The following is a 13192-nucleotide window of genomic DNA, read 5'->3' as shown; positions in this document are numbered from 1 at the left end:
TGTTGTAGTACAGCGCGAGGGTGTTCGCGCCGATCGGGATCCCGTAGGTCTTGCCGTTCAGCTGCCCGGCCGCCAGCAGGTTCGGCTCCACCGCGCTGGTGTCCACCTTCGTGGTCGAGGTGTCGGTCAGCACCCCCGCCTCGGCCAGCGTCGAGACCACCGGATTGTCCACGATCAACACATCAGGCGCCGTGCCCTGCTGCGCCGCAAGCAGCACCTTGCTGGTCAGATCCGTGGTGTCGAAACCGGTGCGCTTGACCGTGACACCCGCCGACGTACCGCACTTCTGCAACAACTGCACCCACGAGGAGCTGTTGTCGTACTGCGGATACGGGTCCCAGATCGTGTAAGTGCCGGAGGCGGCCGAGCCCGAAGAGCCCTTGCTCGATGAGGATGAACTGCACGCGGTGACGCTGGCGGTGAGCGCGACCGCCGCCAAGCCCGCAGCGGCCAGGCGTCGCCTGGACGGAACAGTCTTCATTGACTTTCTCTTCCCTGTGAAGATCTTGAGTCGCATAGAGCCGTGCACGTGGAGTCCTGCGCCGTGTCGCCGATCCGCCCGGACAGCCTGCCGGAACAGCCGCCGGACGAGCCGTCGAACCGGTTCGGCGAATCGGTTCGACTGAAGATAAACCCGCGCGCCGGGGCCGTCAATGCTTCGCGGCCGCCGTCGCATGGAAGACGGTCGTTGCCTTGCTACACTCGACCGAATCGGTTCGACTCAAGGTGAGTAGTTCGAACCCTTGGCGAGGAGTGCGATGAATATCGGAGAGATCGCCCGTCGCTCCGGCGTCTCGCGCAGCACGGTCTCGTACGCGCTCAGCGGCAAGCGCACTGTGTCAGAGGCGACGCGGCGGCGGATCCAAGAGGTCATCGACGAGCTCGACTACCGCCCGAACGCGGCGGCGCGTGCGCTGAAGGAGGGCCGCACCCGCACCATCGGGCTGGTCATCCCGCCGGCCGGTGGTCGACTGACGTACATGCAGCTGGAGTTCGTCGCCAGCGTGCTGGAGGCGGCGGCGCGCGTCGATCTCGACGTCCTGCTCTCACCGTCCGGGGGCGACCACGACCGCTCGTTCGAGCGCATCGTCAGCGGCCGCCGCGTCGACGGCGTGATCGTCATGGAGATCCGCCTGGACGACCCGCGCGTCACCACGCTCCAGCGTGCGCGGATGCCCTTCGTGACGATCGGCCACACAGCCCAGGCGCAGGAGGTGTGCTGGGTCGACGTCGACTACGCGACGCTGATCGGTCGTTGCGTGAACCACCTCGCGGATCTCGGGCACCGCGACATCGCACTGATCAACCGCTCCGCCGAGCTGCTCGCCGCGGGCTACGGTCCCGGGCACCGGGCACGAGACGGCTTCATGTCGGCCGTCGCGCGCCGTGGCCTGACCGGTGTCGAATTCTGCTGCGCCGACGACGCGCCCTCGGGGGAGGCGTGCGTCGAGCAGATCGCCGCCACCCACCCCCAGGTCACCGCCATCGCGACGATCAACGAGGCGGCGCTGCCCGGCATGCAGCGGGCGCTGGAACGCGCCGGGCGCGAGATCCCCGCACGGTTCTCCGTTGCCGGGGTCGCGGCCAGGCACTGGGCCGAGGAGTTCCACCCGCAGCTGACCGCCGCCGACGTGCCCGCGCTGGAGATGGGATCGATCGCGGTCGAGCTGCTCATCGAGCGCATCGCCGAACCGAACGCCGCCCCCAGGCACCGGTTGCTCGCGCCGCCGATCTCTCTGCGCAACAGCACCGGACCGGCGCCCGCATACAAGCCGGTCGTCTGACAGGCCTGACAGACTTCTTAGTCGCCGCGCGAACGAACCGACGATGCTGGCCTCGACGGCAGCTACGTCCTGACGACCAGGTCCGTGGGGTCGGTATTCGCGCCGCACAACACGACCGCGACGTGTTCGCCATCGGCCGGCACGTACGCGCCGGATAGCAGCGCCGCCAGCGCGGTGGCACCTCCGTACTCGACGACGATGCGCCGCTGGCCCCACAGCGCCTGGCGGGCTTGGACTATCGCGTCGTCGCTGACCAGGACCGAGACCGCGTCGATGATTCGGGCCAAGTCGTAGGCCATGGGGGAGACGCGGCGCGCCCCGAGAGAATCGGCGGCGATCGAGTCGAGCGGCGTGTCGACCGGGCCGCCGGCCTCGAGCGCGGCGTTCAGGGCCCTGCAACGGCGCGGTTCCACGGCCACCACCTTGATTCCGTGCTGCGCGGCGACGGCCGCGATGCCGGAGAACAGCCCGCCGCCGCCGACCGCGACCACGATGGTGTCCACGCCGGGCCGCCGTTCGACGATCTCTGCCGCAAGGGTGCCGGCGCCCGCCGCGATCAGGGGATGGTCGTAGGCGTGGGAGAGCAGCGCGCCGGTCTCCTGCGCGTAGCTGCGGGAGGCGTCAAGCGCGTGGGCGTACTCGGTGCCGACCAACTCCACTCGCGCGCCGTACGACCTGAGCTTGTTGACCTTGAACTCGGGCGCGGTGGTGGGCAGGAACACCGTCGCCGGGGTGCCGGTCGCCCTTGCGGCCCAGGCGCAGGCCAGGCCGGCGTTGCCTCCGGAAGCGATGACCACCCCGGCCTGCGGCATCGTGCCGGCGTCGCGGTGAAAGGCGGCCAGGTTCGCCGCTCCCCGCGCCTTGAAGCTGCCGGTGTGCTGCATGTACTCCAAGGCCAGGCTGACGCGCGCCGCACCGGGGATGCCCGGTTCGGCCTCGGCCAGCACGACCGGCCGGATCGCTGCGGCGATCCGAGCGGCGGCTGCTTCTACATCGGCGGCGCTGATCGCTGTGGTCGGGGCGTTCATCGCGACTCGTTTCCCTGTTGATGGCATGCGCTTAACCACCTAACCAGAGAGTCGCGTCACTTGCCGCAGTCGCTGGCCAGGGCCTTGTCCAGTTCGCTCCACTGCCTGCTGGACAGGGTCTCGGTCTCCTGGAACTGCAGGACGCCGTCGCCGCCGTTGGAGCACAGGTCCGAGATGAAGCCCGGCAGGGACTCGTATCCGCTGCCGTCCAGCCGGGCCAGGTCGGTCTCCGCGATGAAGATCGGCAGACTCGTCAGGGCGTGGATCTCGTGGAACACCGGGGCGAACACTCCGGAGAAGGTCCCGAGCTGGGAGCCGTACTTCGTGTCGATGGTGCCTCCGACGCCGACCAGGTCGACCTGCGGCGCGCCGGGCCAGTAGGGGCTGGGGTCGATGGTCGTGCCGCCGGTGTCCGCGGCCGGGACCCACATGAAGTGCGCCAGGCCGCCGGCGGTGGCGTCGATGTCGGAGCGCACGGTGTCCCAGGCCTTGATCCACTGCTTGGAGGTGGTGCCCTCGCAGCCGCCCTGGGACCAGGGGTACTGGCCGGCCATGTTGAATTCTCGGGCGAAGGTGAGGATGACCGGGTGCCCGAAGGAGGCGATCGCCGAGCCGAACGCGTGCAGGTGATTGCTGATCGCGGAGCCGTTCGCGCCGATCGTGGTCATGGATGGAAAGTCGGCGCCATAGCTGCAGTCGTTGGGGCCTCCTCCGCGCCAGGGTTCGATCTCCACGAACGGGATCGCGCCGACGGACTGCGCCTGATTGGCGAACGTCGTGGCGAAGCTGTCGCCCCACAACAGGTAGGTGTTGACGATATTCGGGTGCTGTCCTGGGATCGGGGAGTAGCCGCCGTCGCCCTCCGCACTGGTCCACGTCCCCAGCATGACTGCCGGAGGTGCCCACGGCGCCTGGGCGGCGGCCTTGGTGCTGGCGGTGCGGCTCGGGCCGGGCGGGTGGCGGCTGGTGCCGGGGGAGTGGGCGGTGAGTGCGGCGACGGGGGGAATCGCCAGGATCGGCAGCAGCGCGGCGAGCGCGATCCGCAGGCGCCGGGTGCCGCGTCGGCGCGCCGCCCGGTCTAAATGCCGCGTGGTCTGGGTGTCGTACGCGGCGGCCAGTGCGGTCGGCAGCCAGCACTCGTCCGGGGCCGGTCTGCCGCCGCAGGCTTCGATGACGGCCTCCGGGGTGGGGCGCGCGTCCGGGTCCTTATCCAGGCAGGCCTCGATCAAGCCGCGCAAGGTCTCGTCCCGGCAGGCCAGCGCACGCGGGTCGGGTGGCTCGTGCACGATCCGGTAGAGGACCTGGGCGTCCGGGCCCTCGCCGAACGGCGTGACGCCGGTGGCGGCGTAGGCCAGTACACAACCGAGCGCGAACACGTCCCCGGCCGGCAGCGTCTCCCGGCGCGCGGCCAGTTCCGGGGCCGTGTACCCGGCGGTGCCCACCCGCATCCCGGTGGCGGTAAGGGCTGTGCCGTCCAGCGCGCGCGAGATTCCGAAGTCGATGACCTTCGGGCCGTCGCGGTTCAGCAGGATGTTTGAGGGCTTCAGGTCCCGGTGCACGATTCCCGCCGCGTGGATCGCCGCAAGGGCCTTCGCGATCCCGCCGCCCAAGGCGAGCACCAGAGGCTCGGGTAGCGCGCCGCCCAGGTCCACCGCCTGCGCCAGCGAGGGGCCCGCGACGTACGCGGTGGCGATCCACGGCCGCTGCGCGTCGGCGTCGGCGTCGACCAGCGCGGGCGTCTGGCCGCCGGTCACAGCCCGCACCGCGGCCACCTCCTTGGCGAACCGGGCGCGGAAGACCGCGTCGCGCGCGTACTCGGCGCGCACCCGCTTGACCGCTACCGGCTGTCCGGCGCGGCTTGCGGCCAGGAACACCTCGCCCATCGCGCCGCCGCCGAGCCGCGCGAGCACGCGGAAGGGGCCGATGCGGGAGGGATCGCCGGGGGACAGCGACGCGAGCACCACGGCCGTCTCAGGCCACGGGGCTGAATCAGTGCCCTGGTAGGCCGCCGGCTCGGCGGGCAGCGGGCGCACGAGACGCGCGGGGCGCTCAAGCAGCTCCGGGTGCTCAAGCGGCTCGGTGCGTTCGGGCGGCTCGGGTGCCGCTGCGGCCCGGGGGTCAGCCGGTCCATCGTGCCCAGACAAGCCGGGGTCGGCTGCGGACGGCACCGCGGGCGGCTGCGAGCCGTGTTCGGCTGCCGCCAGCTGCTGGCGCGGAACTCGCGGTGACAGGGTGCGGGCTTGGTCGGCACGCAGCCGGGCCGCCCACGTGGTCCCGGCGGATTCGGGCAGGCCCAACGCGGCCGCCAGCACCTCGAGGGACCGGGGATGCGGGCGCGCCGTGCGGCCACGCTCCAGGTTGCTGATCGCCCGCACGCTCAGCCCGGACTTGCCCGCCAACTCCTCCTGTGTCATCCCCGCGGCCAGCCGCTGGCTCTTGATCCACGCGCCCGCGGCCCGCGCCTCGTCCATCCGACCCCCTGGCTTGTGGACCAGAACTCTGACTGAACAGCGATTCTGTCCAGCTCACCCGGTGCAGGCAAGCCCGGGGCGTCTGATTGTTCTGGTTACTTTTCCGGTCAAACGACATGGTCCCGGGCCGGTCAGCGGCGGACAGTCATGGGCGTCGACAGGGCGCTTCGACAAGAACCCGTAAGAAAGGGAATTCGTATGCAGCGATCACTGCCGAAGGCACGGAGGGCCTTGGCCGTCCTCGCAGCCGGGCTGAGCGCGGTGGGGATGGTGGCTGTCCTCCCGCAGAGCCAGGCGCAGGCGCAGGCCGCGCCACCGCGGACGACGCTGGGAATCTGGACCAGCGCGGAGGACAGCGGAAGCTACTCCACCGTTTACGGTCAAAGCCCGGATGTGGCGAACTACTACCTTGACTGGGGCAGCGCGTACCCCCAGACGTTCTTCAGCCGCGCTCAGTCCGCCGGGGCTACCGCGTTCCTCGAAATCGAGCCGTGGATCGGCTCACAGGGGAGCAATACGTGCTCGGGCAGCGGTCCGACCATGGCCACGATCGGCGCGAACGGCTCGGCCATCCAGTCTTACGCGGCGTCGATCGGGTCGGCCATCGCCTCGGCCGGCAAGCCCGTGATCATCACGTTCGCGCACGAGTTCAACGTGAGTGGCCAGTACCCGTGGGCGCAGGGCGAATGCGAGGGCACCACCTCATCGCAGTGGATCAGCGCGTGGGATGCCGTTCGCAACGACATCGACAGCACCGCGAACGGCTTGGCGTACTTCATGTGGGTGCCGAACGTCTTCAACGGTGCCGGGGGCACCGTCGTCGACCCCTCCCCGTACTGGCCCGGGTCGTCGAACGTTGACATGGTCGGCGTGGACGGCTACCCGCAGAGCCAGTACGGCGAGACCTCGTTCGCGAACACCTTCGCGCAGACGTTCTCGATCATCCAGGGCCTGCCGGGCGAGTCGACGATCGCACAGCCGAAGATCTTCGTCGCCGAGACCAACTTCTCCCCGCTGGGCAGCGGCAGCTACGAGTCCATCCCGAATATGGTCTCGGACCTCTGCTCACACGGCGGAGACGGTACGCTCCAGTTCGTCGGCTATTCGAGCGAGCCGAACCTGAGCAGCGCGCAGTGGAGCGCGCTCGACACGGCTCAGGCGAACGACTGCAACTCCTCCGTGCCCCCGGCCTCCGCGCCGGTCGTCACTACCGGTGCCGCATCAGGGGTCACCAATACCTCCGCGACGCTCAATGGGACGGTGAATCCCGAGGGCGCCGCCACCACTTACCAGTTCCAGTACGGCACCAGCACCAGCTACGGATCGGTTACGCCGACCTCCCCGGCCAGCGCAGGCTCCGGCAGCAGCGCGGTCAATGAGTCGGCCAACTTGTCTGGCTTGTCACCGAGTACCACGTACGACTACCGCCTGGTGGCGACCAACGCGACAGGCACCACCTATGGCAGCAACCAGGCATTCACCACCTCGGCCACGTCCCCGTCCGGAAACGCGTTCGTCCCTGTCGGCGGCTTTATCCAGACCACGTCGCTCACCCCGTCGATCGCTACCCACGCCGTGGGCGATGTGGTCCTCCTGCACGTCATCACTGAGGGCAACGCGCCGCCGACAGGTGTCAGCGGCGGCGGCGCTACCTGGAAGCAGATAGGCAGCACCCTGAGAGGCAGCGTCAACTCCGGTTTCTCGGCAGCGGTCTACGAGGGAACGGTCACGACGGCAGGAACCGCACGCGCCACTGTGACGACCTCGGGTACCCCCTCGGCCGTGCGCATCGGCGGGCACGAATACAACCCCGGCTCAGGGCAGACCGGCGTGCTCGTAACGCAGGCGAACCTGGACGTTACCGGCACGAGCGCGGGACCGTCTGTCACGCCTACGGGCAGCAACGAGCTCTACTCGTTCTTCGGATTCGACACCGACATCGGCTCAGCCGGGTCGACGCCGGGGTACACGTACGAGTTCGACGACTACGGCAACATGTACGCGTTCGATCCTGCCAGTCCTACGCAGCCCCCTGCGTTTGGCGATTCGAACGTCGCGTTCGGCATCGCGGTCCTCATGGAATCGGCCCCTGCCGGCAATTCCTGAGCCGCGACCGAGCGGCGTCCACTCCGCGTCAGCCCTGCGGCGCCGCAGGGCTGACGCGGCAGCCGTTGACGTGCACTTCGAATTCAAAGCACGTAGGATCAAGGCGTGAGTGACCCGACGCCCGGCCTGAACTCGGAGCAACTCGGCGCGTACTTCGCGCTGATGGAGGTCAGCAGCCTCCTCCAGTACGCGGTGGACGAGCACCTGCGCGCCGACGGTGATCTCAGCTACGTGCAGTTTCAGATCCTGGCGCGGCTGGTGGACGCCCCGGAGGGCAAGCTGCGGATGACGGATCTGGCCGACGGTGTCGTCTACAGCCGCAGCGGGCTCACGTATCAGGCTGGGCTGCTGGACAAGCGCGGCCTGATCACGCGTTCGCCGTCGCCGGATGACGAGCGCAGCGTCATCGTGACCGTCACCGACGCCGGCCGGGAACTGATCGCTCACGTGCTTCCCGGACATGTCGAGCGTGTCCAGCAACTGCTGTTCGAGCCGATGACCGGCAAGGACCTCGCCACCCTCAGCACCGTTCTCGGCCGAGTCCGCGATCATATGCGCGCCACCCCGCCACGCTCCGCCAAGCCCCGCGCCGGACACAACCGAGCCGACTGAAAAGGGGCGAGGGGGCGATGGATCGAGCACTGCTGGCCGACTTTCTGCGAGCACGCCGGGAGGCGTTGCAACCAGAGGACGTCGGACTACCCCGCGGCACGCGGCGACGTACCGGCGGGCTGCGCCGCGAGGAGGTCGCGGTGCTGGCCGGCATGTCAGCCGACTACTACAGCCGGATCGAGCAGCAGCGTGGTCCGATGCCCTCCGAGCAGATGCTTGCCGCCCTTGCGCGCGGACTGAATCTGAGCCCGAGTGAGCGCGAGCACCTGTTCGCCCTCGCCGGGCACTCGCCACCCCGGCGCGCCTTGCGCGACGAGCGTGTCAGTCCCGCGATGACACGCATCGTCGAGCGCCTCGCAGACACGCCCACGATGGTGTTCTCCCGGTTCGGCGAGACATTGCTGCAGACCCGCTCGGCGGTTGCCCTGTTCGGCGACTACACCAACTTCAGCGGCTTCTCGCGCTATCTGGTCTACCGCTGGTTCACGGATCCGGCGCAGCGCGCCGTCTATCCCCCCGAGGACCATGCCCTGCGCGGGCGGGTCTTCGCCGTGGAGATCCGGGCGGCGTACACGGCCGACCCGACGGGCATCGCCGGCGAGATCGTCGAGGCGCTGCTCGGAGTGACCGGTACGGCCTCGTTGTCCCCGGACAAGTTGTCCGTGGACAAGCTGCGCCTTCATCCGCTCCCTGGTCCGCGCCACGCTTGATCCGTCGGACAAGGGAGGCGGTGAGAACGTGGACCGGGAGCTGTTGGCGCACTTCTTGCGGGCGCGCCCCGAGGAGGTTGCGCCGCCGGACCGGCCCGGCGATCACGTCGCCTGCGTCGCCCACCTCTTGAGGCACATCAGCGAGCGTCTGGCGGACCACCCTGCGGTGGTCTTCTCCCGGTTCGGTGAGGTGCTCTCCCAGACACGTCCGGCGATCGCCCTGTTCGGCGACTACACCGGGTTGGGCGGATCGTCGCGCTACCTGGTGGAGCGCTGGTGGACCGACCCGGCGGCGCGCGGGCGCTACCTCGTGCAGGTGGGCGCTACCGAGCACGGCCGGCTGAGGCGCTATCGGCACGCCGAGCTGGGCGGGCTGGAGCTGTACCGCCAACTACTGCTGGATCCCGTGGAGTGCCAGCTCCTGCTGGTCTTCGCGGCCGTTCCCGGATCACCGAGCGACGAGAAGCTCCGACGCTTGGCCAGCGCGGCTGGCTAGGCCTCGCGGCCGGTCGGCCGGTCGGCCGGTCGGCCGGTCGCGCGGGCGTCGATCGGTCAGCTCGTACCGCGACCCGATTTGCTTCGAATTCAAAACGTGCTATGGTCGGAATATGCTTCGAACTCGAAGCATATGAGAGAAGAGATGAGGACTTGTGATGAAGGCAGTGCGTTTCCACGAGTACGGCGACCCGGATGTCCTGCGCTACGAGGACGCGGAGCAGCCGGTTCCCGGCGCCGGACAGGTGCGCGTCCGCGTTGCGGGGACGTCGTTCAACCCGGTCGACGCCAACATCCGCGCCGGCTTCATGCAGGGGCCGATTCCGGTGACGCTGCCGCACACGCCGGGCATCGACGTCGCCGGCACCGTCGACGCGCTCGGCGCGGGCGTGACTGGTCTTCAGATCGGTGACCAGGTCGTCGGTTTCCTGCCGATGGCGGGAAGCGGCGCCGCCGCGGAGTATGTCCTGGCACCGGCCGAGGTCCTGACGGCGGCGCCCAAGAACGTCGAGCTCTCAGACGCTGCCGCGCTGCCGCTGGTGGGCCTGACCGCGTGGCAGGCGCTGTTCGAGCACGCCAAGCTGACCGCCGGGCAGCGCGTGCTGATCAACGGTGCGGGCGGCGCGGTCGGCGGCTACGCGGTGCAGCTGGCCAAGCAGGCCGGCGCGTACGTGATCGCCTCGGCCGGGCCGGCCAGCAGCCGGCGCGTCACGGCCCAGGGTGCGAACGAGGTCATCGATCACACGACCGCTGACGTCATCGCGACCGTGACCGAGTCGGTCGACGTCGTGCTGAACCTCGCGCCGGTCGAACCCGCGCAACTGGCCGCGCTACTCGGGCTGATCCGCCCCGGCGGTGTCCTGGTGAACACCACGGTGTGGATGCCCGCGCCGAGCGACGAGGGGCGCGGCGTGCGTGGCATCGACATGTTCGTGCGCAGCGACGCGCAGCAGCTCTCGCACCTCGTGGAGCTGGTCGACAGCGGAGAGCTGCGTGTCGAGGTCGCCCGGCGGGTACCGCTGCCCGAGCTGCCGGCCCTGCACGCCGACGCGGCCGCAGGCAAGCTGCCCAGCGGCAAGGTCGTCATCGTCGTGCCCGGCGCGTGACTTTCGCCTGACCGAATCGAACTTCGAAGGAGAGGACTGCGATGATCCCCGACGACGATCCGTCCCGTTCGCTGACCGTGGCGAACCCCGACGACCCCGGCACGACGTACATCTCCCTCGTGGGTAACACGTACGCCATGCTGATCACCGGCGAGCAGACCAACAGCCGGTACTGCCTGATCGACATGCGCGTGCCCGACGGTGGTGGCCCGCCGCCGCACCGGCACGACTTCGAGGAGATGTTCACGGTCCTCGAAGGCGAGATCGAGTTCACCTTCCGCGGCGAGAAGCACACCGTGCGGGCCGGGACCACGATCAACGTCCCGGCTAACGCGCCACACAACTTCCGCAACGTCTCGGGTGCGCCGGCCCGCATGCTCTGCATGTGCACCCCCGCTGGTCAGGACGAGTACTTCATGCGCATCGGTGACGTGGTCGCGGGCAAGGACGCGCCGCCGCCGCAGCTCTCGCCGGATGAGCTGGCGGAGCGCCGTCGCCTTGCGACCGAGCTGGCCTCGACTTACCGAAGCGAGTTCCTGTAGCGCGGCGCAGTCTTCGATCTTCGATAGCCAGACCCGGCTGTAGCGCCGCTCTGAAATCTAGCAGCGCTATTGACGGCCGCGGCGTCAGGGGCTAGCGTTGCTAGCGCTAGCAGTGCTAACCCCTGGCGCTGCCGACCAACTGCCGACCCTAGGAGAGCGACATGACCACGCCTGACCGCCGACTCGCCGAACTGTTCGTCGAGATGACCAACACCCACGACCCGAACCTGGTGGACCGATTCGTCGCCGACGACTACGTCAACCACAACGACTTCGTCGCCGACGGGCGCGAGGCCAACCGCCAGTTCTGGGCCGCGTTCTTCACCGGCCTGCCCGACGTGAAGGTCACGATGGAGGACCTGGTCGTCTCCGGCGACCGCGTCGTGGGCCGCTTCACCTACCGCGGCACCCACACCGGGAACCTGCTGGGCATCCCCGCCAGCGGCAAGGCCGTCGAGATGCGCAGCATCGACATCTGGCGCGTCGAGGACGGCATGTTCGCCGAGCACTGGGACGAGCTGAACCTGATGCAGATGTTCCAGCAGATCGGCGTTCTGCCGCCGCTCGACGGTCCGCAGGCCCGGTCATGACGCCGGCCGCGCCCCCGTATCACCGGCCGACAAGGCCCGAGAACTGGTCAGCGTCAAAGTCCTCGCGCCCACCCAGCTCCTGCGCGCAGCGGTGGGCCCCATGCTGCAGCGCGGCACAGGAACCATCCTGAACGTCGCCGGGATGATCGCCTTTTCCGGCCCGGCCGACAAGTCCGTCATGCCGCGCCGCGCTGTCTACGCAGGCACCCTGGCCTACCTGGTGGCGATGACCCAAACCCTCGCCGCCGAGGTCGAAGGCACCGGCGTGAAGGTCGCCGTGGTCTGCCCCGGCGTGGTGGCAACCGAGTTCCACTCGTCTCCCCGCAGCTCGCAACCCGCTACACGACATGACGCGCTATTCCGGCAACCCTGCGGCAGCATGTGACTGGATCACGCTGGGCGATCAGCGTGCGTGACCATATGCCGTGGAAGTCGAGAGGAGATCATCATGACCGACGCCGAGCCGCGCGGCGCGCTGCAGCGGATGGACAACGTCGCCATCGTCGTTGACGACCTCGCCGCAGCGAAGGCGTTCTTTGCCGAACTGGGGATGGAGCTGGAGGGCGAGGCGACTCTGGAGGGCAGCGCGGTGGACCGGCTCATCGGGCTCTCCGGGGCGCGAACGGACATCGCGATGATGCGTGTCCCGGACGGGCCGGGACGGATCGAGCTGACGAGGTATCACACGCCGGCGAGTCCAGGGGGCGGCCAGCCCGTCCCGGTGAACGCGCTGGGTGCGCATCGCGTCATGTTCGCCGTCCGCGACGTGGAGGACGTCATCGACCGGCTGAAGCCGCACGGTGCCGAACTCCTCGGTGAGATGGTGCAGTACGAGGACAGCTACCGGCTCGCCTACCTGCGTGGCCCTGCCGGCATCATCGTCGCGCTGGCCGAGCAGCTCGGCTGACCCGGCGCGGCAAGGCGGATGGAGGGGGGAGGGGCCCTCCCCGTGCCCGAGCCGAGCGGGGGAGGGCCGCGCGTAGAAAGCAGACGGCTTTTAACGCGCTAGCTGCACGCTGCGCCGTTGAGGGTGAAGGCGCTGGGGCTGGTGTCGTTCGATGCCCAGGTGCCTTGGAAGCCGAACTGGGCGTTGCCGCCGGGGGCGATGCTCGCGTTGTAGCTGACGTTGGTGGCTGTGGCGGCGCTGCCGGATTGGGTGAGGGTGGCGTTCCAGGCGTTGGTGACCTTCTGGTCTCCGGGGAAGGTCCACTTCAGCGTCCAGCCGTTGATCGCGGAGGTGCCGGTGTTGGTGACCGTCACGTTCGCGGTGAAACCGCCGTACCACTCGTTCTTGGTGTATGAGACCTGACATGTTCCGCCACCGGTCGAGCCGCCGCTGATAGTCCAGGTGAACGACGCCGAACCGGAAACGCCGGTCGAATCCGTCGCGGTGACTGTCACGGAGTAGGTTCCGGCAGCGTTCGGGGTGCCGGAGATCAGACCGGACGAGCTGACCGACAGGCCGGCAGGAAGACCGGAAGCGGAGTAGACCAGGCTCTGGCCGGGCGCGGAGTCCGTCGCGTGAATCTGGAGTGCGCTGATCGCGGAGCCGACAGTCCCGGATTGGCTGCCCGGATTGGTCACGGTGACCGTGTTCTGGCCCGTGCTACCGCTACTGGCTACCCGGTACATGATGGTGGCGTGGGCGGGGACTGAGGCGCTGATGGTGCTGGTGGTGGTGGAGGTGGCGCCGGTCCATAGGTTGGTCAGGGTGTAGCTGGAGGCGCCGGTCTTGCCGATGGCGGTGG

General features: G+C 69.1%; 13 protein-coding genes and 1 pseudogene. 10 read left to right on the top strand and 4 right to left on the bottom strand.

The features are described 5' to 3' along the window. A partial coding sequence (locus tag VFB40_RS20320; protein WP_324853017.1) for an extracellular solute-binding protein occupies window positions 1-481 on the bottom strand: 481 nt, incomplete at its 3' end. A gap of 277 nt (window positions 482-758) precedes the next feature. Here VFB40_RS20320 and VFB40_RS20315 point away from each other — a divergent pair. Beyond that, on the top strand, window positions 759-1784 hold the full coding sequence (locus VFB40_RS20315) for a LacI family DNA-binding transcriptional regulator (protein WP_324853015.1): 1026 nt from the start codon (window positions 759-761) through the stop codon (window positions 1782-1784). 62 nt (window positions 1785-1846) lie between these two features. On the opposite strand, the gene VFB40_RS20310 is transcribed toward VFB40_RS20315, so the two are convergent. Next, on the bottom strand, window positions 1847-2812 hold the full coding sequence (locus VFB40_RS20310) for a threonine/serine dehydratase (RefSeq protein WP_324853013.1): 966 nt from the start codon (window positions 2810-2812) through the stop codon (window positions 1847-1849). 56 nt (window positions 2813-2868) lie between these two features. Next, window positions 2869-5283 carry a protein kinase domain-containing protein gene (locus VFB40_RS20305; RefSeq protein WP_324853011.1) on the bottom strand — a complete coding sequence of 805 codons (2415 nt, stop codon included), beginning with the start codon at window positions 5281-5283 and terminating at the stop codon, window positions 2869-2871. Window positions 5284-5514: 231 nt separating this feature from the next. On the opposite strand from VFB40_RS20305, the gene VFB40_RS20300 reads away from it, so the two are divergent. From VFB40_RS20300 to VFB40_RS20260, 9 genes and pseudogenes are all read left to right on the top strand, one after another. Beyond that, on the top strand, window positions 5515-7389 hold the full coding sequence (locus tag VFB40_RS20300) for a hypothetical protein (RefSeq protein ID WP_324853009.1): 1875 nt from the start codon (window positions 5515-5517) through the stop codon (window positions 7387-7389). A 105-nt stretch (window positions 7390-7494) separates the two neighbouring features. Then, window positions 7495-8001 (top strand): MarR family winged helix-turn-helix transcriptional regulator, encoded by a 507-nt coding sequence (locus VFB40_RS20295; protein WP_324853006.1) that lies wholly within the window; start codon window positions 7495-7497, stop codon window positions 7999-8001. Window positions 8002-8018: 17 nt separating this feature from the next. Next, window positions 8019-8711, top strand: coding sequence for a helix-turn-helix domain-containing protein (locus VFB40_RS20290; protein WP_324853004.1), 693 nt, complete (start codon window positions 8019-8021; stop codon window positions 8709-8711). 28 nt (window positions 8712-8739) lie between these two features. Beyond that, window positions 8740-9207 (top strand): MmyB family transcriptional regulator, encoded by a 468-nt coding sequence (locus VFB40_RS20285; protein ID WP_324853003.1) that lies wholly within the window; start codon window positions 8740-8742, stop codon window positions 9205-9207. 157 nt (window positions 9208-9364) lie between these two features. Beyond that, window positions 9365-10312 carry an NADP-dependent oxidoreductase gene (locus tag VFB40_RS20280; protein ID WP_324853001.1) on the top strand — a complete coding sequence of 316 codons (948 nt, stop codon included), beginning with the start codon at window positions 9365-9367 and terminating at the stop codon, window positions 10310-10312. Window positions 10313-10353: 41 nt separating this feature from the next. Then, the gene (locus VFB40_RS20275; RefSeq protein ID WP_324852999.1) at window positions 10354-10854 is read left to right on the top strand and encodes a cupin domain-containing protein; all 501 of its coding nucleotides are present in this window, start codon (window positions 10354-10356) and stop codon (window positions 10852-10854) included. A 161-nt stretch (window positions 10855-11015) separates the two neighbouring features. Continuing rightward, a complete protein-coding gene (locus VFB40_RS20270; protein ID WP_324852997.1) occupies window positions 11016-11444 on the top strand; it encodes an ester cyclase in 429 nt (142 codons plus the stop codon). A gap of 22 nt (window positions 11445-11466) precedes the next feature. Continuing rightward, window positions 11467-11763, top strand: a pseudogene (locus VFB40_RS20265) (SDR family NAD(P)-dependent oxidoreductase); the annotation flags it as partial. Between the two features lie 129 nt (window positions 11764-11892). Continuing rightward, on the top strand, window positions 11893-12351 hold the full coding sequence (locus tag VFB40_RS20260) for a VOC family protein (protein ID WP_324852995.1): 459 nt from the start codon (window positions 11893-11895) through the stop codon (window positions 12349-12351). Window positions 12352-12449: 98 nt separating this feature from the next. On the opposite strand, the gene VFB40_RS20255 is transcribed toward VFB40_RS20260, so the two are convergent. Continuing rightward, on the bottom strand, window positions 12450-13192 hold a 743-nt coding region (locus tag VFB40_RS20255), incomplete at its 5' end, for a cellulose binding domain-containing protein (protein WP_324852993.1).

The organism is Actinocrinis sp. (genome assembly GCF_035650855.1).
GTDB lineage: Bacteria > Actinomycetota > Actinomycetes > Streptomycetales > Catenulisporaceae > Actinocrinis.
The sequence above is the reverse complement of the archived record's forward strand: the minus strand, read 5'-3'. Positions and strand labels throughout refer to the sequence as shown.